Annotated in this window: 14 protein-coding genes; 10 read left to right on the forward strand and 4 right to left on the reverse strand. The window is 60.4% G+C overall.

Going from position 1 to position 24795, the window contains the following annotated elements; translation table 11 throughout:
• The first annotated feature begins 37 nt into the window (after window positions 1-37).
• From MSL71_RS03660 to MSL71_RS03690, 7 genes are all read left to right on the forward strand, one after another.
• On the forward strand, window positions 38-2218 hold the full coding sequence (locus MSL71_RS03660) for an acetyl-CoA hydrolase/transferase C-terminal domain-containing protein (RefSeq protein WP_180137293.1): 2181 nt from the start codon (window positions 38-40) through the stop codon (window positions 2216-2218).
• A gap of 174 nt (window positions 2219-2392) precedes the next feature.
• Window positions 2393-3040: a hypothetical protein gene (locus MSL71_RS03665; RefSeq protein ID WP_180137294.1), complete on the forward strand. Its 648-nt coding sequence runs from the start codon at window positions 2393-2395 to the stop codon at window positions 3038-3040.
• Between the two features lie 7 nt (window positions 3041-3047).
• Entirely contained in the window at window positions 3048-3608 is a 561-nt protein-coding gene (locus MSL71_RS03670) for a methyl-accepting chemotaxis protein (RefSeq protein WP_180137295.1), read from the forward strand.
• A gap of 526 nt (window positions 3609-4134) precedes the next feature.
• Window positions 4135-8136, forward strand: a complete 4002-nt coding sequence (hrpA, locus tag MSL71_RS03675) for an ATP-dependent RNA helicase HrpA (RefSeq protein WP_180137296.1) — start codon at window positions 4135-4137, stop codon at window positions 8134-8136.
• Between the two features lie 212 nt (window positions 8137-8348).
• Window positions 8349-9158 carry a phospholipase A gene (locus tag MSL71_RS03680; protein ID WP_180137297.1) on the forward strand — a complete coding sequence of 270 codons (810 nt, stop codon included), beginning with the start codon at window positions 8349-8351 and terminating at the stop codon, window positions 9156-9158.
• A 195-nt stretch (window positions 9159-9353) separates the two neighbouring features.
• Window positions 9354-10172 carry a phospholipase A gene (locus MSL71_RS03685; protein ID WP_180137298.1) on the forward strand — a complete coding sequence of 273 codons (819 nt, stop codon included), beginning with the start codon at window positions 9354-9356 and terminating at the stop codon, window positions 10170-10172.
• 2 nt (window positions 10173-10174) lie between these two features.
• Entirely contained in the window at window positions 10175-10387 is a 213-nt protein-coding gene (locus MSL71_RS03690; protein ID WP_152004962.1) for a hypothetical protein, read from the forward strand.
• A 220-nt stretch (window positions 10388-10607) separates the two neighbouring features.
• Here MSL71_RS03690 and dsrP read toward each other — a convergent pair whose 3' ends face one another.
• Together dsrP and MSL71_RS03700 are read right to left on the reverse strand one after the other, a co-directional pair.
• The gene (dsrP, locus tag MSL71_RS03695) at window positions 10608-11759 is read right to left on the reverse strand and encodes a sulfate reduction electron transfer complex DsrMKJOP subunit DsrP (protein WP_180137299.1); all 1152 of its coding nucleotides are present in this window, start codon (window positions 11757-11759) and stop codon (window positions 10608-10610) included.
• 445 nt (window positions 11760-12204) lie between these two features.
• Entirely contained in the window at window positions 12205-15474 is a 3270-nt protein-coding gene (locus tag MSL71_RS03700) for an AfsR/SARP family transcriptional regulator (protein WP_180137300.1), read from the reverse strand.
• A gap of 190 nt (window positions 15475-15664) precedes the next feature.
• Between MSL71_RS03700 and MSL71_RS03705 the strand changes: the two genes are divergently transcribed.
• Window positions 15665-16060, forward strand: a complete 396-nt coding sequence (locus MSL71_RS03705; RefSeq protein WP_180137301.1) for a hypothetical protein — start codon at window positions 15665-15667, stop codon at window positions 16058-16060.
• On the opposite strand, the gene MSL71_RS03710 is transcribed toward MSL71_RS03705, so the two are convergent.
• Both MSL71_RS03710 and MSL71_RS03715 read right to left on the reverse strand, forming a co-directional pair.
• Window positions 16057-16746 carry a tetratricopeptide repeat protein gene (locus MSL71_RS03710; protein ID WP_180137302.1) on the reverse strand — a complete coding sequence of 230 codons (690 nt, stop codon included), beginning with the start codon at window positions 16744-16746 and terminating at the stop codon, window positions 16057-16059. The genes MSL71_RS03705 and MSL71_RS03710 overlap by 4 nt on opposite strands.
• A gap of 267 nt (window positions 16747-17013) precedes the next feature.
• Entirely contained in the window at window positions 17014-18339 is a 1326-nt protein-coding gene (locus tag MSL71_RS03715; protein WP_180137303.1) for a glutamine synthetase family protein, read from the reverse strand.
• Window positions 18340-18899: 560 nt separating this feature from the next.
• On the opposite strand from MSL71_RS03715, the gene pta reads away from it, so the two are divergent.
• Together pta and MSL71_RS03725 are read left to right on the forward strand one after the other, a co-directional pair.
• Window positions 18900-21014 carry a phosphate acetyltransferase gene (gene pta / locus MSL71_RS03720; RefSeq protein ID WP_180137304.1) on the forward strand — a complete coding sequence of 705 codons (2115 nt, stop codon included), beginning with the start codon at window positions 18900-18902 and terminating at the stop codon, window positions 21012-21014.
• A gap of 104 nt (window positions 21015-21118) precedes the next feature.
• Window positions 21119-24436: an AfsR/SARP family transcriptional regulator gene (locus MSL71_RS03725; RefSeq protein WP_180137305.1), complete on the forward strand. Its 3318-nt coding sequence runs from the start codon at window positions 21119-21121 to the stop codon at window positions 24434-24436.
• Window positions 24437-24795 lie beyond the last annotated feature (359 nt).

Consider the following 24795-nt stretch of genomic DNA (forward strand, 5'->3'; position numbering starts at 1 on the left):
CATGGAGACATTGAAACAGCAAGGGGGGATATGGGTTATGACAAGTAACACAACGTACCATGACAACACCTCCGCCTGTGTGGAAGAAGTCATCCGCACCGTCGGAAACGAGATTATCTTCGGCATGCCTCTGGCCTTGGGAAAACCGGCCCTTTTTGTCAACGAACTCTACCGACACGCCAAAAGAAACCCGCAGATCAAGCTGACCATCCTCACCGCCCTGGCCCTGGAAAAACCCGAAGGAGCCAGCGACCTTGAAAAACGCCTGTTAGGCCCCCTTGTGGAGCGCATCTTCGGCGGATGCCCGGAGTTTGACTACATGAAAGACTTCCGGGCCGGAACCATGCCCGAAAACATCAAGCTCTACGAGTTCTTCAACAAAGCCGGGGGGTACATGGGCAGCCCCGAAGCCCAGCAGAACCACCTCAACTCCAACTACACCCACGTCATCCGGGACGGCATCGATTTCGGCATCAACGTCTACGGCCAGATGCTCTCCGTGCGGGACGGCAACGGATCGGGCCCCCAGTACTCCATGGGCTGCAACACCGACATCAGCTTAGAGTGCATTGCGGCCCTGAAAAACCAGCGGGCCAAGGGCAAAAAAGTGGCGGTGGTGGGCGAGGTCAACACCAACCTCCCCTTCATGTACGGAGACGCCGTGGTCCCGGCTGCGGACTACGACTTCATCTTAAACAACGACAACACCTCCTACGAACTGTTCGGCCCGCCCAAGGAGTCGGTCTCCGACGTGGACCACCTCATCGGGCTCCATGTGAGCGCCCTGGTCAAGGACGGGGGGACCATCCAGGTGGGTATCGGCTCTTTGGGGGACGCCATCGTCTCCGGCCTGCAGCTTCGCCACACCGACAATGCCAGGTACAACACCATCATTGAAAAGGCCGGGATCACGGCCGCCTACGGCGACCTGATCCAGAAGGTGGGAGGCACCGACACCTTTGCCCAAGGGCTCTACGGCTCTTCCGAGATGTTTGTGGACGCCTTTATGGAGCTCTACAAAAGCGGCATCCTCAAGCGAAAGGTCTTTGAGAGCGAGCCCCTCATGGAGCTGATCAACGAAAAGCGCCTGAACTGCGAGGCCCTGCCGGAGAACCTGTTTGACCTTCTCGTCGAAAAAGAGGCTGTGCAGGAAAAACTCAGGGAAAAGGATGTCCGGTTCCTCACCGCCTTCGGCCTTCTCAAAGAGGGGGTGACCTGGAGAGACGGCACACTCTACGACGGGGAGACCGCCTATGAAACCGACCTGTCCGTACCGAAAAACCTCCAGGCCATCAAAGCGATCCGTGGAGAAAAGCTCAACGGGGGCAGCGTGATTTTAGGGGCCTTTTTCATTGGTCCGCGCAGTTTCTACAAGGCCCTCAACACCATGGACGAAGAGGAGAGAAAGCTTTTTGGCATGTCCGGGGTGGACAAGGTGAACCAGCTCTACGGCGACGAAAAACTCCGCAGTCTCCAGAGAAAGGACGGCCGCTTCATCAACACCGCCATGATGATCAGCATCTTCGGCTCCGTTGTCTCCGACGCCCTGGACGACGGCCGGGTGGTGAGCGGCATCGGGGGTCAGTACAACTTTGTCTCCATGGCCCATGCCCTTCCCGACGGCCGCCTCATCATGATGGTCCGGAGCACCCGGGGCAGCGCAGACAACCCGCAGTCCAACATCGTCTTCAACTACGGCCACTGCTCCGTGCCCAAGCACCTCCGGGACATCGTGGTGACCGAATACGGCATCGCCGACGTCCGGGGCCTGCCCGACAAGGATGTCATCCTGGAACTCATCAAGATAGCCGACTCCCGCTTTCAGGACGACCTTTTGGCCCGGGCCAAAAAAGCCGGCAAGGTGCCTTCCCACTACGAGATCCCCGAAGCGTATCGCCACAACACCCCGGACAGGGTTTCTGCCTTTCTGGCCCCGTACAAACAAGAGGGGCTCTTTCAGGTCTTTCCCTTTGGCACGGACTTTACCGACGAAGAGGTGGCCCTGGGCGGTGCCCTGCGGGCCTTCAAGGCCAAGGCCGGCAAAAGCAAGGTCGGCGTGGCCATGTCCCTGGCCGGAGAGTTCTTCAAACCCGTGCCCGCCGACGCCGAGCCCTACCTGAACCGCATGGCCCTTAAGGCTCCGGCGGTGTTCAGGGAAAGGGTTCTGCAGAAGGTGGTGATCTCTGCCCTGAAAGCCAACGGACGCATCACCGGGTAACCCGTCACACCGAAGCAGGGCCTGCCCCCACCCCGGGAGCAGGCCCTGCATCCCCAGGCCCGTTGCCGGGAGTATCGGCGCCCCTGATTTATTCTGTTGAGATTCAATACAATATGTCGCATACTTCACAGGTCGGGTCCTGGTACCCGACCCTTGTGCCCCAAGGATGCCCGTATGCACACGATGACTCGCACCGACTCACCCCACATCACCCGACAAGGCACGTTCCTCATCAGCTGCAGCATATGGGAGCCCAACCCAGCGACGCACTCTTCGGTTCCCGAAACATCACCCAACGACGCACAGCCCAACGGCACCCGGATCCGTCCACCGGAGCCGCCGTCCCACATGAGGGAAGCCATGACCGTTCGGAAAAAAAACCGACGACACCCTTATGCCAAGCCACCGCGCAAGCGAGAGCAAAAACCCGTTGTGACGCCGGTTCAGCTCTGCATTGTGGCCATCCTCACCACCGCCCTTTTTGCCGGGGGGGCCATTTTCCTCAAGATCACCAGCGCCTCGGCCTTCAACATCACCACCCAGCACGACCTTCAGCTCTTTGCAGATTTCCAGAAGTTCCATTTCTCCATGAACGGCATCTGCATCGGCGACCAGGGGGAGTCCATTCGCAACGACGGCCTGCCCTCCTCCATCGACCTGCCCGACTACACCCTCTCCAAGGGGGTCTCCATCACCATCGTTGCAGGTTCGCCCGAAGACCCGTACAATCCCAACAATCCGTTCACCATGCAGGCCAAGCACAAACGCGCTGCCACCGTTTACGAATACAGCTTTGCAACCGACACAATCATCGAAAGGTAGGGCCGACATGTCCAAGGATCATGAACGCAAGCTGAGAAACTATGTCATCAACCGCTCCCTTCAGCTCCGCCTGATCTTTGTCAGCTTAGGGTACATGGCCATCACCCTTGCCGTGACCCTTGCCTTTGCCCTCCTGCCCGTTCTCCACGCCATGTTTGACCCCTCCGATCCCAACGCCCAGTACGAGGCCGCCCAGGTCTTTCTCCTGCTGGCCCAGCGCCTCGTGCCCGCCGTGCTGGTTCTTTTCCTCTTTTTTTTCGTCCACCTGGTGATCATGACCCACCGCATCTGCGGCCCCCTGGTCAACTTTACCCGCACCTTTGAGTCCATAGCAGAAGGCAACCTCTCACGTCGCATCCGGCTTCGGGAACGGGACTATCTCCGGGACGAAGCAGAGATGGTCAACGAGGCTCTGGACTCCTTGACAGACCAGCTCACCGCCCTCCGGCAAGAAAACCTCGCCCTTGCCGAAAGCCTGGAAAAGGCCTCCCACAACCCTGAGATGCTCACCGAAGCGCGCCGCAGAAACGACCGCATCGACGAGCTGCTCAGCACCTTTCATCCGTAGCCGGCCTCAGCCTCGCCCATCCATCCCTGCACGCAACAAAGGGTTTCAAGGTGCCCCACCTTGCCGCCGAAGGCTTGCTTTTTCCCCACTTTAACCATAGAAGGCTCTTTGGAACCGAACGGTTGCAAAGGGAGAAACCCACGCCTACAGGGTTAACGCATTTAGATTTTGGCCTCCGGCGGCCCTGCCGGGGGCCAAACTTTTGAAAAGTTTGACAAACAGATTTTGTTTTTTGAAGGTGCGTTACTTCAGAGCATAGTCCCTCTTTTTTTTTAATTTATCAAAGCGCTTATCTCCAGCCCCTGCGGGGCTGGAGATAAGCGCTTTGATTACCGGAAAGTTTTTGCGGAGCTTTTTTCAAAAAGCGACCCGCCGGAGGCAACTGATTTTTTAAATGCATTGGTCCTGCCCACGCCTCGCAGTGGCCTTGATTTTACATGGCATTGTCATTAAAGTGTCCCTGCCGAAGCCGGGGTAATAGTGGAAAACCCCGGAGGATTTATCACCCGTGGAGAGCAGGAGACGCATGGAATCACAGGCGTTTAAAAAAGAGGTGGAACGGGCCTTACGGAGCCTGGGCCGCACCATGATCAGGGACCGTCACCCCTTGCGGCGGGACCTGAAGAAACTCGAACGCATCAACACCCCGGACGAGAAAGCCATGGGAAGGCTCACGTCCCTCCGGGAGCGCCTTGCAGCGTCCATGGACGAGCGCAACCGCCGCCGCCAGAACCCGCCTGCCCTCAACTACAACCCGGACCTTCCGGTCACCGCCCGAAGAGACGAGATCGTCGAGACCATCAAGAAGCATCAGGTGGTGATCATTTCCGGGGAGACCGGCTCAGGAAAGACCACCCAGATCCCCAAATTCTGCGTGGAAGCAGGCCGCGGCACGGGCGGGCTCATCGCCGTGACCCAGCCCCGGCGTATTGCTGCTGTCTCCGTGGCCAACCGCCTGGCCGAAGAGATGGGCGAAGAGCCCGGCAACAGCGTGGGCTACAAGATCCGATTCCACGAAACCGGGGACAAAGACGGCACCATCCGCCTCATGACCGACGGGATCCTCCTGGCCGAGGCCCAGGGCGACCCCTTCCTCTCCACCTACGACACCATCATCGTGGACGAGGCCCACGAACGCAGCCTGAACATCGACTTTATCCTCGGCATCCTGCGCACCCTGGTGAAAAAGCGGCGTGACCTGAAGGTCATTGTGACGTCGGCCACCATCGACACGGAAAAATTCTCCAAGGCCTTTTCCGGGGCCCCCATCATCGAGGTGTCCGGCCGGACCTTCCCCGTGGAGGTGATCCACCAGCCCCTGGAATCCAAGGACGACAGCTACGTGGAGGCCGCGGTCACCGCCCTGGACCAGCTCGTGGCCCTGGGCCCCTACGGGGATGTCCTCATCTTCATGCCCACGGAGGCCGACATCAAAGAGGCCTGTGACATGATCGAAGGTAGGCGCCACAAGGCCATGACCGTGCTGCCCCTGTATGCACGCCTCTCCGCCCACGACCAGAAAAAGGTCTTCCAGAGCGCCTTTGGCCGCAAGGTGATTGTCTCCACCAACGTGGCCGAGACCTCCATCACCATTCCGGGCATCAAGTACGTCATCGACACGGGCGTGGCCCGAATCCCCCGCTACTCCCCGCGCACCCGCACCACCAGCCTGCCGGTCATGGAGATCTCCAGGTCCAGCGCCGACCAGCGAAAAGGACGTTGCGGCCGTGTGGAAAACGGGGTGTGCGTCCGCCTCTACGACGAGGCATCCTTAGAGAGCCGCCCCCTGTTCACCCTGCCGGAGATCCTGCGGGCAAACCTGGCCGAGGTCATCCTGCGCATGCTTTCCTTAAAACTCGGCCGGGTGGAGACCTTCCCCTTTGTGGACCCTCCCTCCCCCCAGAGCATTGCCGACGGCTTCCAGACCCTCCTGGAGCTCGGGGCCATCCAGGAGACCAAGGGCCGAAACGGCGAGGTGCGCCATGCCCTCACCCGCACCGGCCGCATCATGGCCTCCATCCCCGTGGACCCCAAGCTCTCCCGCATCCTCATCGATGCCTCGGCCAACGGCTGCCTCGAAGAGGTTCTGGTCATCATCTCGGCCCTGACCATCCGGGACCCCAGGGAACGCCCCGACGGCAAGGAGGCCCAGGCCGACCAGAAACACGCGGCCTTCAAAGATCCCAGCTCCGACTTCGTGACCCTGCTCAACATCTGGAAACGGTTCAAGGAGCACATGGGGGGCACCAAAAAAATGAGTGCCATGAAGGCCTTCTGCAAAGAGAACTACGTCTCCTTCCTTCGCATGCGAGAATGGATCGACATCCACGGCCAGCTCTCCCGCATTGCAAAGGAGTTCTCCCCGGACGTCACCCAAAAATCCACCCGACCGGCTGAGCCCCAAAAGGGGAAAAAAGCGACCTTCGGGGCCGAGTACACCGCCATCCACAAGTCCATCCTGGCCGGTTACCTCTCCAGCATCGCCACCTGCAAGGAAAAAAACCGCTACAACGCCACCAAAGGGCGCGAGGTGATGATCTTTCCGGGGTCCGGGCTCTTCAACAAAGGGGGGCAGTGGATCGTGGCATCGGAGATGGTGGAGACCTCCCGGCTCTTTGCCCGGAACGTCGCCCGCATCGACTCGGACTGGCTGGAAGAGTTGGGAGGAGACCTTGTGAAGCGCACCTTCTCCAACCCCCGCTGGGAAAAGAAGATGGGCGCGGTGGTGGCCGACGAGCAGGTCACCCTCTTCGGCCTGATCATCGTCGCAGACCGCAAGGTCCTCTTTGGGCCCACCGACCCGGAAGAGGCCACCCGCCTCTTCATCCGCAGCGCCCTGGTGGAAGGGGATCTGGAGGTGCCCAAAGGCAACCGGCATTTTACCTTTTTAGAACACAACCGGGCCCTCATCGACGACGTCCGGGAGGTGGAAGACCGCATCCGAAGGCGGGACATCCTCATCAGCGAAGAGGATCTTTTCTCCTTTTACGCGGACAAAATCACCAACACCTGGGACATCCGCACCTTCTCACGGCACCTCAAGGTGGCCGGGGGAGACGCCCACTTGATGATGGATCCCGAGGCCATCGCCCGGTACACCCCGGAAGAAGAGGAGCTGGCAGCCTTTCCCAAGGGCATCACCGTGGGGGGCGGTACCTTTTCCCTCTCCTACGCCTTTGAACCGGGAAAAGAGAAAGACGGCGTCACCCTCACCGTTCCGGCCCACTCGGCCAAAGCCCTCTCCAAAGAGGCCCTGGACTGGGTGGTGCCCGGCCTCATGCCCGAAAAGATCGAGGCCATGATCAAGGCCCTGCCCAAGGAGCACCGCAAGCGGTTGGTGCCCGTCTCCGATACCGTTGCCGTCATCGCCCGGGAGATGGAAGAGCTCGACACCCTGAAACAGGGAGCCTTTCCCACCCGCCCCCTCATCACCGCCCTGGGCTCCTTCATTGCCCGCAGGTTCGGGGTGCGCATTCCCCCCAACGCCTGGCAGGCCGGGGCCGTGCCCGATCACCTCAAGGTACGCATCGCCGTCACCGGCGCCAAGGGCAAGGAGCTGGCCGCGTCCCGGGACAAATCCGTCCTCCTCACCCCGGCCGCCGAGGCCGTGGCCCCCAAGGACGACGCTTTCCGCAAGCTGAGCCGCACCTGGGAGAAAACCGGCCTCACCGAATGGCCCATGGACGAGATCCCAGCCTCCGTCCCCGCGCCCGGAGGCCTTTTTGCCTACCCGGCCCTGACCGTGCGCAAAAGCTCCGTGGACCTTGTCCTCCATCGCCACGACAAGGAGGCCCTGCGCCTTCACAGAAAAGGGGTATCGGCCCTCACAGCCCTGCGCCTGGCCAAAGAGGTCAGAAGCCTCTCTAAAGACCTGAAACTCACCGGAGAGGCAAAAAAACGCGCCGCCTACTTCGGAGGGGACGCCCCCCTCACCACGGCCCTGGCCGCCAAGACCACGGAGCTGCTCTTTGCCGCAGATATCCGCACCAGCGCTGCCTTCGAGGCCCACGTCAGCGAAGTGTCCAAAAAACTCTACGCCACGGGAACCAAGCTCCTGGCCGCGGTGGAGGCCATCCTCACCGAGTACCACACCACCAGCAGCCTCATCTACACCGAGGAGCTCCGGCGCTCCAAGACCCCGGCGGGCCAGCTGTTGACCGGCATGATGCGAAACGAGCTGGACCTTCTGGTCCCCAAAAACTTCATCGACCTCTACGGCCCCAGCCGCCTCACCCAGTTGGAGCGCCACATCCGGGCCATCGCCCTGCGCGCCAAGCGCGCCTTTGACGCCCCGGAAAAAGACCGCGTCAAAGCCCGGGAAGTGGCTCCCTTTGTCCAGGCCATGAACAGCCTGGTGGCCTCCCTCAACCCCGACTCCTCCGAAGAGAAAAAAGAGGCCATCGAGGCCCTCTTCTGGTCCATCGAAGAGTTCAAGATCTCAATCTACGCCCAGGAGATCGGCACCCGGGAAAAGGTCTCGGCCAAGCGACTCAACAAATGGATCCGGGAAATTGAGGTGATGATCTGACGGCTCCCGAGACCAGAGCCCCCTGAAAAAAGGCGCGCAGGCCATGCCTTCCGCGCCGTCCCCTGACATTATTCCCTCAAGGGAAACTCCCCATTGACCGTTATATGATAAAACACCGTTCCCGCATCCCCGCGGGAACATCCGAAGACGCCGCACGGTGCGGTGTCTTCCGCTAAGTTGACCACCCCATCATTTCCAGGCAGGACAAACTGATGATTTTTCGTTTTATTGTGGCCATAGCGCTTTTCACGGCCACCCTCTTCGCGACACAACCGGCAGGGGCCGCAGGAGATCATATCACCCATGTGGCCAAAGGAATCTCCCTTCACAAACCCACCTGGATCATGCCCGCCACCTGGTCCAATGAGTACAACGGAGACGAAACCGAAGCGGTCTTTCAGATCAGCGTCAAAAAGCGAATCATGGACACCGGGCTCTATGTGGCCTACACCCAGAAATCCTTCTGGCAGGCCTACAACACAGACGAATCCAGCCCCTTTCGCGAGACAAACTACAATCCCGAAATCTTCTACCGTTTTGAACCCGGCAACGACCTGTTCCAGTCCATGGGAAGCCAGAACCTGGGCCTGGACATCGGCTTCGAACACGAGTCCAACGGTCGCTCCATGCCCGAGTCCCGAAGCTGGAACCGAGCCTACCTCACCCCGTACTACGCCGACGGCAACCTGCTTGTGGCCCTAAAACTCTGGTACATCACCGAGGACAGCAAAGATGTCCCCGAAGACGGAAAGAGCGGCAGCAACAACCCGGACATCGCCGATTACATGGGGTACGGGGAACTCCACCTTACCTACCAGACCTACGGGGACCAGCTCTTCAACCTCATGGGCCGCTGCAATCCGGCAACGGGCAAAGGGGCCGCGAGCCTCACCTGGAGCATTCCCATCACCGACGGCGGGGCCTTTTTCATGGTCCAGGGATTCCACGGATACGGGGACAGCCTCATCGACTACAACCGGTCCGTCTCCCGCGTGGGCGTGGGCATCATGCTCTCCCGCTAATCCCTCCGACCACCCATGACGTCAACGGCATCGTAGCGTGGCCCCTTCTCAAAACAATGTATGCGATACGTCAAACCTTTTCACACATGCGCCTTCATGCTAACGTACGGCGCTGATATGCAAGCAGCACGCTTCTCACCGGGGCCTTCCACGCGAAGGCCCTCAGACCCATGCGAGCTTTGAAAAGGTAACCCCATGCGCCCACGTGCTTTTTCCCTCCTCCTGCTCCTTGCCGGGCTTGTGTTTTCAACACCCGCCCGCGCCTTTGACTACACCATCACCGACATGGCCCGGGGCATTTCCCGGCACAAGGCCACCTGGATCATGCCCTTCACCTGGTCCGATGCCTACCACAGCGAACACAGCGAGGTCGTCTTTCAGTTCAGCCTGAAAAAGCAGATCATGAACACCGGGTTTCACGTGGCCTACACCCAGAAGTCCTTCTGGCAGGCCTACAACGAGCATGAGTCCTCCCCCTTCCGGGAGACCAACTACAACCCGGAGATCTTTTACCGGTTCCTGCCGGGCAGCCCCCTTCACCGAATGCTGGGAAACGGGTCCCTTGTCAACAAGATGGGGGCAGACCTCGGCTTCGAACACGAATCCAACGGCCAGGACATGCCTGACTCCCGAAGCTGGAACCGCTTTTACGTCACCCCCTTCTACGCCGACGGCAACCTCCTTGCCTGGCTGAAGCTCTGGTACATCACCGAAGACAGCAAAGATGTCTCCACCAATGATTCCAAGGGGAGCAACAACCCGGACATCGCCGATTTCATGGGCTACAGTGAGTTCAACATCAAGTATCAATTCATCGGGGAGCAGCTCATCCACCTCATGGCCCGGGGCAACCTGCGGGAAGGCAAAGGGGCCGCAAGCCTCACCTGGAGCATCCCCGTCACCGAAGGGGGCGTCTTCTTCATGGTCCAGGGATTTCACGGGTACGGAGACAGCCTCATCGACTACAACCGAAAGATCACCCGCGTGGGAGCGGGTTTTATGCTCTGCAGGTAAGCATGATCATTTACGCTGATATAGAGTGGGAATACGCTGAATACGAAGGATATTACGACAGCTTCCGGGTCGTCTCGGCAACGGATGAATCCGGCAACGAGCTCGCCCAGCACCTGGCACCGGACCGCCGCTTCACGAGCCTCCACGAATTGCGGGATGCCCTCGCCCTGATCCTGGGGCTCTCCTCCGATGACATCATCCTCGACGGGGTGTAGCATCTTTTTCAATAACGATTCCGTTATGCCTCCGGCATGGATGCCGGAGGCTTTTTTGAACTGAATCGCCACCTTTTTCTGCTCCCCTGCCACTGCGTTACCACGGGCACAGCCCGTCAGCGAATGTGATGGGCCTGAGGAATGAAGGCCGGGAGCATTCGCAACCAGCTTTCGAGGTGGCACACCTCACTGCCGGAGGCATGTTTTTTCATTGTTTTCTTCAACCGCCCTGTTTCACACCCAGGGTTATTTTGTAGAGCACGGTAAGGACCAGAAGACCGATGGCCGTGATGCCCGCTGAGATCATCAGTTCCATGAAAGAGGGCACATACTCGGTGACATGGTGGAGGGGAGACGGGATAAAACCCCCTGCAATCATACCGAGGCCCTTGTCGATCCAGATTCCCACAAAAGCGCTGAGGCAGGCAACAGCAAGGATCGTCTCGTTGTTTCTGGTCACAGGGGGAACAAGCAGCAGCGCCGCCGCCCCCATGAGAAGCAGGGAAACCCGCATCCACGGAACGAGAACCCCGTGGCCATGGAGTCCCACGTAGAGGTACTTCAGGTGGTCCATGTGCTCGGGAATCCGGGAGTAAAACGCCACAAACACCTCGCACCCCAGGAAAAAGAGATTGGCCACCATGCCGTAGGCGGTGATGACGGCAAGGGTCCTTACGGCCTTCTGGCCGGGGTCGAAGTCCGAGACCTTTCGAATAACAAAGCAGAGCAGGATCAAAAGGGCCGGACCCGCCGCAAAGGCCGAGGCAAGGAACCGGGGGGCCAGGATGGCCGTCAGCCAGAACCCCCGACCGGGAAGGCCGCAGTAGATAAAGGCCGTCATGGTGTGGATGGCAAAGGCCATGGGAATGGAAAGATACACCAGCACTTTCACCCAGGGGGCTGGTGCCACCCCGTTACGCTCGGCCTCAAGGACATTCCACCCGATGATGATGTTCATGACAAGGTAAGCCATCAGCACGTTGCCGTCCCAGAAAAGCATGGACGACGGCGTGGCATTGAGGAAAATATTCAGGGCCCGAAAGGGCTGCCCCAGATGAATGAGCAGGTAGAGAAAACACATCACAATGGAAGCCACGGCCAGAAATTCCCCCAGCACCGTGATCCGTCCGAAGGCCTTGTAGTCATGGAGGTAATACGGAAGCACCAGCATCACCCCCCCTGCCGCCACCCCCACCAGAAAGGTCATCTGGGCCGTGTAAAATCCCCAGGAGACATCCCGGCTCTGGCCCGTGATCATCAGTCCGTGTTCAAGCTGCTGCCCGTAACACAACGCCCCCAGCACCAGTACCGCCAGAAGCCCCCCAATCCAGGCCCAATAGCCTTTTCCGCCCTTTGTCGCCAACTCAAGCATACGCCCTCCGCATAGAAAGATTCCAAGTCATCAAACATCTGTCGGGAGGGAGTATACAAATTGCAAGTTAAGCAGGAATAAAGCAGCAGTAAAAAAGCCAGGGAAAAGCGTGCCTCCGGCGGCCAAGGGCTGAGCCCTTGGAACCCAGGCTCGCAAATGCTCCGGGGCTCGTTCCTCGCCCTGCGCATTTGCTTACGGGCTGCGCTCGTTCTGAATGCCAAAGGCAAGGGGCAATGCCCTTACCTTTCGTTCCCAGGCTCCGCCTGGGAATGATGCACGGAGGCTCTGCCTCCACGACCGAAATCGCTTCACCCGGTAAGGGAAATCCATTACGCCGCTATGCTTCACACCGGCAAGGCAGAGCCTTGCAACCGACACTCCCAGGCAAAGCCTGGGAGCGAGCAACGGTACCCGAAGGTCCGGTACCGTCATGAGGCAAAACCTTTCAGCCAATAAGCTGTTCGTACAGCACCATGGTTTTTTCGTGCAAGGGGCATCCCAGGGCCTGCATGTGGGTTTGGCAGGCTGTGTAGGCGGTCACCACCCCGGCGTTGTTGCCCATGCGGGCATTAAGGCGCATAACGGTGCGGTAGACGGGTTCGGCATGGGGGTCGAGGCCCAGGTAGGTTTCGGCGCAGGCAAGGGCTTTGGCAGGATCGCCCGCCATGTCCGGGTGATCCATGATCCGGATAAGCAGGGCAAGGTACCGGGTTGTCAGGGAGTCGCGCTCCGGCTGGCACCAGGCGTCAAAGGGGTACTCTTTCAGGAAAGGGCCTTTCCAGCAGGCTTCGGCGGCAAGGAGGTCCTTAAGGGAGGCGTCCTTTTCGTTGTCCAGGGCGTCCAGGTGATCCAGAAACACCTCCACGTCGATGATTCCCCCATCGCCCAGGTCGAGCCGATAGGCGTCCTGCTGCCTCACAAGATAGGACGAGGCCCCTTTGGCGGTGCGGTGGGGCTCCAGGGTGGCGCGCAGGGCACTCATGGCCACGTTGAAGCGCTTGGCAGTCTTTTCAGCATCTTCTTCGGGCCAGAGAAGTTCGGTGAGGGTCTCCCGATGGACAAAACCGGTACGATGCTTTGCCGCCAAGACCTGTAGAATTGTCAGGGCCTTGGTGCTGGTCCAGGCCTCGGGAGAAATCGCGTCATCCCCCACAGCAACGGTGAAAGGCCCAAGAAGGGAGAGGGTCAAAGGGGGCGCGGCCGGGGTGGGCATAAGGGCCATCAGCGCTTTTGCAGCGCCTTTATCCGCAGGATCCTTGGCCCTTGCAAGGGCTGCCAGGCCATCTGTTGCGGGGGCACCCATGGCCTTGAGGAGACGCACCACCAGCTCTGTCCTGAAGCCTTTTGCATAACATCGCACCAGAAGGGGCACGAGCTGAGCTGCCTCGCCGGTCACCCGGTGGGCCAGGCCCCTGCCTGCGGCAAGGTCCAGGGCGCTCTCAAAGGCGGCCTGGGCCTCTTGCCCGCGCGAAGCCGCCAGCAGGCACCTTGTCTCAAGGAGATAAAGGGAAAGGAGATGATGGGCGGCGGGCCGGACCTTGTCCCGGCACTCCCCAAGAAGGCCCAGGGCTCTTTCCGGATCGCCCCCTTCCAGGGCCAGCCCGGCCTTGCCGATGCCCAGGATCCCTTCGGTGACGGTAAGGCCATAGCCTTCGATGAGGCCTGCGGCGGTCTCCAGGCTTGCCCGGGCAGACCCGGCATCGCCCCGCGCCAGGCTGATTTCATGGAAAAGGTCGTGGGTACAGGCCATGCCCCAGCGGTTCCCCGGGCACTCAAAGATGGCAAGTCCCTTTCGCGCCAGGGACTCGGCCCTGTCCGGGGCTCCCAAGCCCAGGCAGTTCTGGGCCCAGGCCACGTAGACCCACCCCTTCTGGCTGTCGTTGAGGTCAATGGCCTCGGAGGCTGCGATACCCTGCTCCGCATAGGCGCACCCGTCATCAAAGGCGCCCAGGAAAAAGCAGCACACAGAAAGCTGGTAGTAGGTCAGGGGCAGGCAGAAGTCCAGCCCGTGCTCACCGGCCCGTTGAAGGGAGCGGCGGCTCACCTCCAGGGAAGCTTTGAACTCCCCTGCGTAGTAAAGACGGTAGGCAAGGGAGGTTTCCACGATGGTGAGGTTTGCGGACCGGTCGGGTTCGTCCAGAAGCGAGATGGCATCCATGGCCTCCCGGGTGTAGGCGTCCGAGGCCTCCATATCCCCCAGCACCGCGGCAAAAAAGATAAGGAAGGTCATGGTAAAGGCGTAGGTCTCGGAGTGCGGGTCCTGGCCCCCCACGATCTGCTCCAGCAGGAGTCTGGCTTCACGCACGTTGCCGGTGTAGTAGTAGAGAAACCCCAGGTTCGACAGGCACTTCATCTCGTTGGGCCCGTCATGGACACCTCGAAAAAGAACCAGGGCACGCCTCAACAGCGCGATGGCCTCCCGGGGCATGCCCGCACAGGACAGAAGCTTTGCCTCGATAGTCAGAAGATGGGGGGTCCGGTTTCGGTAAGTCGAAGGAAACGCCTCCAGGCACGCCCTTAAGGAACGGACCTTGCCCTGGATGATGAACCGGCCCTCCAGGGCCGCCACCACCCGGGCCGCCTCATCGTACCACTGCCCGTCAAGGTAGTGGTTCAGGGCCTCCAGGGGCGTGTCCGTTTCCATGGCCTTTCCCGCCCCAAGGTGAAGGGCGCCAATGGCCTCGCTGCTCACCTGTTCGGATAGCTTTTCCCGCAAAAAATCCCGGAGCAGGTGGTGATACTGAAAGGACCTGCGGCCTGGGTCCAGGGAGAAGGTGAGCAGGTGGCGGTCTTCGAGGGCCCGAAGGCGCTCCAGGGAGTCGTCAATGCCCAGGACGGCATCGCACAGCCCGGGGTCAAGGGTGGCAAGCAGGGAGCTCTTCACCAGAAAATCCTGTTCGTCGGGCCCCAGCGTCTCGAAAACATTCTCCTCCAGGTAGGAAAAAACGTAGCCCTGGGATCCTTTGAGCTCCCAGAGCCTGCCCTCCACCCCGCGGTCCCCCGCATCCTGCAGAGAACATCGAAACAGCATGAGACTGGCGGCCCATCCCCCGCTTTTCTCACGCAGATGTCCCACGGCGTCCCGTGAAAGGGGCATGCCGAACACCCGGGAAAAGAGCGTGCCGATCTCCTCCTCGGTAAAGGCAAGCTCCCGCTCACCGATCTCACGAAGCCCCCCTGCCACCCGAAGCCTCGACAGGCGAAGGGGCGGTGCCGTCCGGCTGATGACAACCACATGCATCAAGGGAGGGAGTCTCTCCAGGAGAAAATCGAGGGCCCCGTTGACCTCGGCGCTCTCGCCCACCAGATGGTAGTCATCCAGCACAATGACGGTCTCGGTGGCGACCATCTCTTCGAGGCCCTTGGCAAAGGACAGGAGAAACGCTTCACGCTCCTCCCGGGAGACCGAGACCCTCTCCGGGACGGCCGGGAGCATCCCGCCATACCCGGGGGCGAGCCCTTCGATCCCGCTGATGAGGTACCCCATGAACACCGACAGGTCCCGGTCAAAGGCATCCAGTCGGTACCAGACGGTCTGTGCCCCGCCTTGGCCCAAGGCCCGGGCCACCAGAGTACTTTTGCCGTAGCCGGCCCCGGCCACCACTGTCGTGATTTTTCGCTGGAAAAGCTCACCGAAGCACGCATGGAGCCGTCCCCGGTCGAGGAGGCCCTGCTGGTGAGGCGCAAGGAGCTTGGAGTGAAGAATGTCTGCCATCTTTTGGGAACCCTGCCGAAGACGTTGCCCATAAAAAAACGTTTGCCTTTGGCAATCTATATCAGAAACCCGGGCAAGGGCCAGCCAAGATTTTACAGGATGCGGCTTCCACCAAAGGATCCCTTGATCTTCCCCGGGCACCGAATTACACTAAGGGTATTCCCCGTGAACCAAAACAATGGATGGCCCCATGGATTATTCGCAGATCAACAGCGCCGACGCCCTTGTGCTGATGCGCATGGAGGTTGCAGGCACCCTTGAGATCTGGGCGGAAGAGTCGAAAGAAAACGGCAAATCGTCCCCCAGAAGGCCCCCCCGCCTCTTTCACATCGCCTTCCCCGGCGAGATCATGGCCTTAGAGAGCCTCAACGCCAGCTACACCCGCGAGGCCGATGCCGGGACCTATTCAGGGACCCTGCTCAGGACCTACAAGGCCTCCCCCTTCCTCGACTATGTCCGGGCCGAAACCTACGCGGCTTCCACCATGAAGCACCCCCTGCACCACTTCCAGCTCATCACCGAAGAGGCCATCATCGACGTGGTCACCATCACCCCGCCCCAGGTGGACGAGGTCTCCCTCGGCTAACCGGGGACAGGCCCCTGCAGCCTTTCGTGGGACGAACCGCTGGCCACGCCGGACAAAGAAGCGCAGCTGCTACCGCAGGGTACCCTGTAAGGTTCCGCGGACGCGGCAGGGGTTTCGGCCTTGAGGGCATGGATGCGCCTGCGTGCCTGGCGGGCCAGGGCCCGATACCACTCGGCCCCGGCCTCCTCGCCGGCACAGCGCCTGTACCCATGGCCCGGCCTCACGGCGTCCCTTGCCTTTTCTGAGACCCCCAGTTGCACCAGGGCCCTTGCCAGCACGTCATGCCCGTCGGGGTAGTGAAACCTGACCCCCACAGACGTCAGCGCCTCCTCGGCAGCCTCCTGGCATCGCCGACGCGCCACGGCGCACCGCCTCAGCCCGAGGGTCGCCCCGGAATTGTCCGGGACCACGGCAAGGGTTCGCTTGAAGTATGTCTCCGCGTCGCTCCAGCACCCCATCTTCAGAAACAACTCCCCCAGGGCCAAAAAAAGGCCCGGCTCCTCGTCAGCGGCAACAAGAACCACCGTGGCGCCGTCTTTCACCTCGTCCAGCGCCCCACACAACACCCTGAAAAGAGAACCTTCCCGATCCGTTGCAGGTACCGTTCCGCTCTCCATCAGGGAGAAGATGGCGTCCCAGCACGACGCATCCCACCCGATGAACAGCACACGTGAAGGAGAGCTCATTGTTTGTTTTCCTCAGCAACCATTCTTTCGACACCTCGTTGTCTTGAGGCATTGCAGGGCAACCACCCATGTTTTCCGCAGCCGTTTTTTCACACACACCATCCGGGATGGAACCGTATACCGAGGCAAAGGCAAAAAAAAGTTAAAACAAGGCCAATTTTTTCCAATGGTTTCCTTTCAGAAAACACAAAAGGCCCGGCGGGCGGATGCCTGCCGGGCCTTCAGTAAGAAGTTCATTCAAGGGAGCATGTTCACCCTGCCATGGCGTCAGATGGAGAGATACTGGCGCTGCTCCCTTGCCGAGATGTGGACGCGATCCGCTTCCCACTCCTCGATTTTCAGGGTCATGAAGTTGTCGTAGAGCTTCTCCCCCAGGAACCCCTTCAGAAAATCGCTGCGTTCGGCCTCCACCAGTGCTTCGTAGAAGGTCCTGGGCAGAAAGCGCTCGTCCCAGACCTTCATCTGGTAATCACGCTCGTAGGTGCTGCCCTTGTCCGGGTTGTCCGAGGCCAAGGCCTCCCGGATGCCCTGCAGGCCCATGGCGATGAGGGTCGCCATCTGAAGGTAAACGTTGCCCGCCGGATCCGGGTTGCGCAGCTCGATGCGGGTGGCCGAAGGGCTTGTGGTGTATGGGACCCGAACCATGGAGCTGCGGTTTCGAAACCCCCAGCCGCGCACGATGGGGGCTTCTTTTTCCACCACATACGCCTTGTAGGAGTTGACGGTGGAGGCCATGACCACAGAGGTTTCCCGGGCGTACTTGAGGATCCCGGCGATGAACTGACGGGCCACGGTGCTCAGGTTCTGATCTGCGGACTCGTCGTAAAAGAGGTTGGTGCCCTCGGCGTCCTGAACGGAAAGGTGCATGTGAAAGGCGTTGCGGTTGTGCTCCTTGAAGGGCTTGGGCATAAAACTGGCATAGAACCCGTTCTCCTGGGCCACCCGCTGGGCAACATAGGTGAACAATAGGGTCCGGTCTGCCGCGCTCACGGGGTCGGTGCACTCCAGGTTGATCTCGTGCTGGGACGGGGTGACTTCGTGGTGGGATTTTTCGTAGACAACCCCGCAACGTTCCAGGACATCCGTGATCTGCTGGCGAATGGCCTGGCCCTTGTCGTGGGGGGTGGAGTGGAAGTAGCCTGCCTGGTCGGTGTGAACGTCCGAGGGAAAGCCCCGCTTTGCGGTCAGGGCAAATTCATCGCCGTTGAGCAGGAAAAATTCGTGTTCGGGCCCCACCAGAAACCGGAAGCCGAACTCCTCTTCGGCGCTCCGGACCACCTCCTGAAGAATGGTCCGGGGATCCACGGCAGCCGGCGCGCCCTCCTCGTTGAGTACATTGGCGATGAAAAAGCCCACCTTCTCCTCTTCAAAGGGAATTTTCCAGAGGGTGCCCGCATCCGGCATCAGGATGCGATCGCTGTGCTCCACGTTGGCAAACCCGGCTATGGAGCTGCCGTCAAACCCCACGCCGTTTTCAAAAATTTCGCCGATTTTGTGCTTGTTCACCGACAGGTTCATGAGCCTGCCGTTGAGGTCTGTAAAGAAAAGCTTGGTGCAATCCACGTGTTCAAGATGACTGTCTACCTCGTCCATAATCTCCCGCCCAGGTATAATTTCCGCCATGACAGCAAAGGGCCTGTCCCGTTACCGCCCGTTTACCAGGTAAAAACATTGATCTATGACCTACCATGAAATTATTTTGAACTCAATATATGTTTCCACCCACCCCTGCGGATTTTACTCACAATATCTTCCGCAAAAAGCCGTTTCACCATAAAAAATTAATTACAATACAATACATTTTTTCAGTTTAACCCAACCCCATGAGCCCTGATTGCCACCGTCAGCCACCCGCCCCCTGGAAGGGGAACACCCCTTGGCACCCATGGAAAAAGCGCCCTGCAGAAGATGAGATGAGGCTTGACGAACCCTGCGATCTCTGAGACAAAATGGGTTATTCGCAGCACACACTTACCGCCCGCGACGGCCTGCGGGCACAGATTCCACAGCCATCTACACGACGAGACCATGCACGACGGCAAACCCGGCGATGAATCGCAACGGCAGGGGTGCAGTCCATGACGTGCCTGCCCCCATCCCTTCACGGCGATCCACAAGATCCGGGCTTTTCACGGGTGACGAGGGAGGATAAGATGTCCGACAGTCTGTATATTGCGGGAACAGAGGCGAGAAGCGGAAAATCAGCCATAGTCCTGGGGGTGATGGAGCTGCTGCATCGAAAAATCGGCCGGGTGGGTTTTTTCCGTCCCATCATCTCGGGTCTTGAAGAGCGGGACAGCAACACCCACCTCATCGCCACCCACTTCGGCCTGGATACCCCCTACGAGAAGATGTACGGCTACTCGGCCAGGGAGGCCACGGACCTTGCCACAAGGGGCAAGCCCATGGAGGTCATCGAAGGGATCATCAAAAAGTACAACGAGCTCAAAGAGACCTGCGACTTCATCGTCTGCGACGGCACCAACTACGCCACCTCCACCGCAGCCTTCGAGTTCGACATCAACGCCGAAATCAGCAAGAACCTCTCCTGCCCGGTGCTGCTGGTGGCCAACGGCCACGGGAAATCCACCCACGAAACCGTACGCTCCATGGAAGTGGCCTTAGAATCCCTTCAGGACAAAAAATGCCAGACCATCGGGGCCGTGATCAACCGCACGGAGCCGGAGCAGACCGAAGAGATTGTCCGTCGCCTCCGGTCCAACCCCCAGGCAGCCTCCCTGCTCATCTACGGCATCCCGGAGAACCCGGCCCTGGCGCGCCCCACGGTGTCGGAGGTGGCACGAATCCTGGGGGCTGAGGTGCTCTGCGGCGAAAAGTGGCTTGGATTTCACGTAAGCAGCTTTACCATCGGCGCCATGCAGATCCAGAACCTGCTGAAAAGGGTCCGGCGGGGCACCCTGGTCATTACCGCAGGGGACCGCACCGACGTCATCGTGGCCTGCCTGGCAGCCGGCGCCTCCGCCACCCGCCAGAACATCGCGGGCATGATCCTCACCGGGGGCCTCACCCCCGACGAGACCATCATGGACCTGCTCACCACCTCCCCCCGGAGTTTTCCGGTCCTCAGCGTGCAGGAGGACACCTTCCCCGTCGCCAGCCGGGTCAGCCGCCTCCACACCAAGATCTCTCCGGACGACGACCGAAAAATCACCCAGCTCCTGGCCCTCTTTGAAAAGCATGTGAACACCGCCGAGCTGGAACGTGAACTCGTCACCACCCGCACGGCCATCGTCACCCCGAAGATGTTCGAGTACAACCTCATCCAGCGGGCAAAAAAGAAAAAGCAGCACATCGTGCTGCCCGAAGGGGACGAAGAGAGGATCCTGCGAGCCGCCGAGCTTCTCCTTCAACGGGAGGTGGCCGACATCACCCTGCTGGGAAACACCGAGCGGATCCACGAAAAGATCACCCAGCTGGGCCTGAGGCTCTCTTCGGCCACCATTGTCGACCCCGACACCTCCCCCCTCCTCGAATCCTATGCCCGAACCTACTACGAACTGCGCAAGCACAAGGGCATCACCGAGGAAAATGCCTGGGACGTGGTCAAGGGACGCAACTTTTTCGCCACCATGATGGTCCGGCAGGGCGACGCCGACGCCATGGTCTCCGGGGCGGTCCACAGCACGGCGGACACCATCCGGCCCGCCCTGCAGATCATCCGCACCAAGCCGGGGGTCTCCCTGGTCTCCAGCGTCTTTCTCATGTGCCTGGAGGACCGGGTCCTCGTCTACGGGGACTGCGCGGTGAACCCGGACCCCGATGCTGCCCAGCTTGCTGAAATCGCCATCAGCTCGGCCGAAACCGCCCGCACCTTCCACATCGACCCCACGGTGGCCCTCCTCTCGTATTCCACCGGGGGATCGGGAAGCGGTGCCGACGTGGAAAAGGTCCGCGAGGCCACCCGCCTTGCCCGGGACATGGCCAAGGCAAAAGGCCTGGACCTCAAGATCGAAGGGCCCATCCAGTACGACGCGGCCGTGGATTCGGCCGTGGCCCGTACCAAGCTCCCCGACAGCGAAGTGGCCGGTAAGGCCACGGTCTTTGTCTTCCCGGACCTGAACACCGGCAACAACACCTACAAGGCGGTGCAGCGATCTGCCGACGCCGTGGCCGTGGGCCCCATCCTCCAGGGCCTGAGGTACCCGGTCAACGACCTCAGCCGGGGCTGCACCGTCCCCGACATCGTCAACACCGTGGCCATCACGGCCGTGCAGGCCCAGGCGGCAAGGGAGGAAAAGCCGCGATAGCCCGGGCCCTGCCCCGGTTCCCCATGACGGTTGAACGATTCAAGGCCGCGGTGCCTTCGACCCCACGGCTTCCATACGCATCACCATGATATCGGCCCAACGCTATGCCTGTACACTGCACCTCTTTTGAGTCCCGAGACGGGAAGACCACTCAGGTCCCGTCCACTGCCACGCCATTTGCCCCGACGTTCCCGGAGGATCGCACCTGCGTCCGCCGCTCCGTGCTGCAGGCCATTGACCTGCGCGCCTTCGGCAAAAAACGCTCCCTGCTCATCGAGGCCCAGGCCGGCCAGGGAAAAACCACCCTTGCCCGCCAGTACCTCGATCACGTCTCCACCCGGAGCATCTGGTGTACCCTGGACCCTGCGGACATGGATGCCGCCCACCTCATTTCAGGGCTCTACACCCTCCTGAAAGAGGCTGTCCCCGCCTTTTCCTCCCGCACGACAGGCACCATGCTCACCCGGGGCGACCTCTCCATCCAGGCCATGGGCAAAATCGCGCGAGCCCTCCTTGCCGACCTTAAAAAGGCCCTTAAGACCGACCTGTACATTGTCTTTGACGACCTGCACCACATCGAGGCCTCACCGGCGGCCCTTAAATTCCTCACCGCCTTTTTGTCGCAACCCACCCCGGGCCTCTACGTCATCCTCATCTCCAGGCGCCGTATCCCAAGACAGGTCCGCGCCCTGTTTCAATCGGGCCAGTGCGTCTATCTGGACAGCCGGGCCCTGGCCTTCAGCCCGGAAGAGTCCCGTGATGTTGTGCACCGATGCATGGAGCTGCCCCTGTCACGGACGCAGCTCCACCAACTCGTTGAAACCACCGGCGGGTGGATCACGGGGCTCAGGGCCAGGTGCCTTGCCATGGGCGGCATCCCGGCGTTGCCCCCGTTTTCCGGGGGGCGACCCTGCCGGGACGCGGAGTTCGATTTCTGGTATTTTGCCGAAGAGGTCTACCCTGCCATGGCCGCCCATGTCTCGGACGCCCTGCTTAAACTGGCCCTTTTGGAGGAGATCCCGACGGGCCTTGCCCGGCAGACGGCAGGCAGCCCGGAGCTCTGCGATACCCTGGAGGCCCTTCGCCGCGACCACTTTTTTCTCTCCCAGGACGAAGGCAAGGACGCGCCCTACACCTTCCATCCCCTCTTCCGGGAGTTCCTCAGGATAAAGTGCAGGGAGCAATGCGACGCCCATGAGATCACCGACTTCCTGAACGTGGCCGGGGCATGGTACGAAAAAAATCATGGGTTCCGGTTAGCCCTCTCCTCCTATGCAGCCGCGGACAATTTCAACGCTACGGAAACCCTGCTGAGACGACACGGTCTGTCCCTCTACCGGTCCGAAGCGCCCCATGCCATCTACAGAATCCTCTCGGCCATTCCAGCAGACGAGGCCGACACCAGGGGCTGGACCTCCTTTTTCACGGGCCTCATCGCCCTTGAAACAGATCCTGGCGCGGCCCTTAAGAACCTTCACCGCGCCCGCACCCTCTTTGTGGCCCAAAGGGACCTGCCCGGAGAGTTCCTGGCCACCACCGAGATCTGCATCAACCACGTCTTTATGGACGGCGAAGTCAACCGGGCCAGGCCCCTTTTTGCCCGGGCAACCGAGCTATTTAACCGCCTCCGCCAGGGCCTGTCTCCTTTTTACCTGACACGGGCAGCCACGGCCCTGGGCACCTGCCACCTCTATTTTACAGGGGACACCAGCGCCTCCGAAGCCTGTGCCACCCTGGCCAAACGAACGGCCCGCGAACACCACATGCAGCCCCTGCTGGTGGAGGCGTACACAGCCTCCTGCTTCAACCGCATGGGCCGGGGCCGATTTCTCAAATCCGCAGAAGAGCTCGACGCACAGCTTCCTCACCTCTCCACCCCCGGGCTCACCGAGTCCGCCAGGCTGCGTGCCGGACTGGCCCAGCTCAACCAGCTGGAGATCACCGGGGACTTTTTCAACTACAACCACCTGAAACCGATCCTCCAGCGACGGACGCGCCATGACCTGCTCCAGCAGACGGTCCTCAGTGGTTTTTCCACCATCTGGGAGACCTGCCAGGCCCTTGCCGTCGGCGACACGGAAACGGCCCTTCAACTCACGCAAAGGGCCCTCTCCCCCGACAACGCAGGGGAAAATGCCCACCTGAAAAGCCAGTTTCTTCACTACCAGGCCTACATCTACGGGTTGAAACACGAGCCCGTCAAAGCCCTGGAGGCCGCCCAGGCCTCCCTGGCCCTTCGCCACCAGGCCAGGGTGCCCTATTTTGTGACTCTCCAGACCATGGTGCTGGGGGGCATGTACGTGCAGCTCGACAGGGCCGAAGAGGCAGAGGCCTACCTGACCCGGGCCATCGACAACAGCCGGGGCTCGGGCGAACGCTATATCCGCTGCGCCGCCCTTGCCCACCGGGCCTGCCTCTTCCTGACCCGCAACCGGGACCAGGAAGCCTGCGACGACATCCGAAAGCTGCTCTCCCTCATGCAGAAGGAACGGTACGTCCACTTTGACACCTGGACCCCCAGGGTCATGCTCCCCGTGCTGCAGGAGGCCCGTGCCCGGGGCATCCTGCCCGAATTTGCCCTGACCCTGGCAGAAGACCGGCTCAAGGTCTCCTTTGACGCGGAGAGCCGCCCCCTGCCCCTCCTTGAAATCACCACCCTGGGACGCTTCGCCCTCTACGCCGAAGGCCATGAGATACTGGACGGCACCCGCCTCAGCCATCACGAGCAACGTCTCCTGGCCGCCCTGGTCTGCTCCCCCTCCCGCAGCATGGGGATCCACGACATCTTCCACATGATGTGGCCAGAATCCGATGAGGAAAAGGCGCTCAAGGCCCTGAAGGTAATGCTCTTCAGGCTGAGAAAAAAAATCTCCCACCCCGCGGGCCGACCCGCCTTTGATTTCCAGGACTACCTCCAGCATAAAAACAGGCAGCTCTTCCTGGCCCACTGTCGCATTGACGCCCATGATTTCCTGGACGCCGCCTCCAAGGGGATGACCCACTACAGAAACCGCCAGCACTGGCAGGCGGCCAACGCCTTTCGCCATGCCCTCTCCCTCTGGAAGGGCCCTTTTCTCAAGAGCATCTCCTACGACGACACCGCCGGAGAATTTAACGATCGCTTTTTCCTCAACACACTGAGTAATGCCGCAACCGCCTGGAGCGCCCTGATCAACGCCCACGGCATCCCAAGCAAGGAAGACCTGGAGCTCATTGAACGCACCATTCCACGCGGGGCGGGCACCACAGAGATGCTGAACAACCTCTTCGACCTTCACGCAGCCGCCGGCAACACCGGAAAAATCCACAACCTCACCCGCGCCTACCAGGAATCCCTGGTCCGTACCGGATACACCGATGAGGAAGTAAAAGAAGAAATAGACAGGCTCTGGGCCCCTGATTTTGGTGCGTCAACGGTTTAACCCTCACATAAAAAAAGCCGCTAACCGCACCATTTCCAAAGACATCCCCCCGCAGCATCCCATTATAGGGGAAAAAGGCCCGCCGTTTCGTAACCGAAATGTAACTCCCATTTTTATATGGTTGCCATGGTTTGGTGACCACAGGGGCGTTTCTCAGCCCCGCAGTAAACAGGGAAGACGGAAGAATAACATTGAACACCCCCGGGCAAGTCCCATGATGGCCGTGGCAGAATGAGCCATCTATCGTATCCGCTCCCCTGAATGAAGCATCCCGTTTTTTTTAAGTAAGATTATGACGTCCCGACTCAGGGGCTCACTCGACGAAGCCGACGCAACACCTCCCGGCCGACAGGGCCAGG

This window comes from Desulfoluna butyratoxydans (assembly GCF_900699765.1).
GTDB lineage: Bacteria > Desulfobacterota > Desulfobacteria > Desulfobacterales > Desulfolunaceae > Desulfoluna > Desulfoluna butyratoxydans.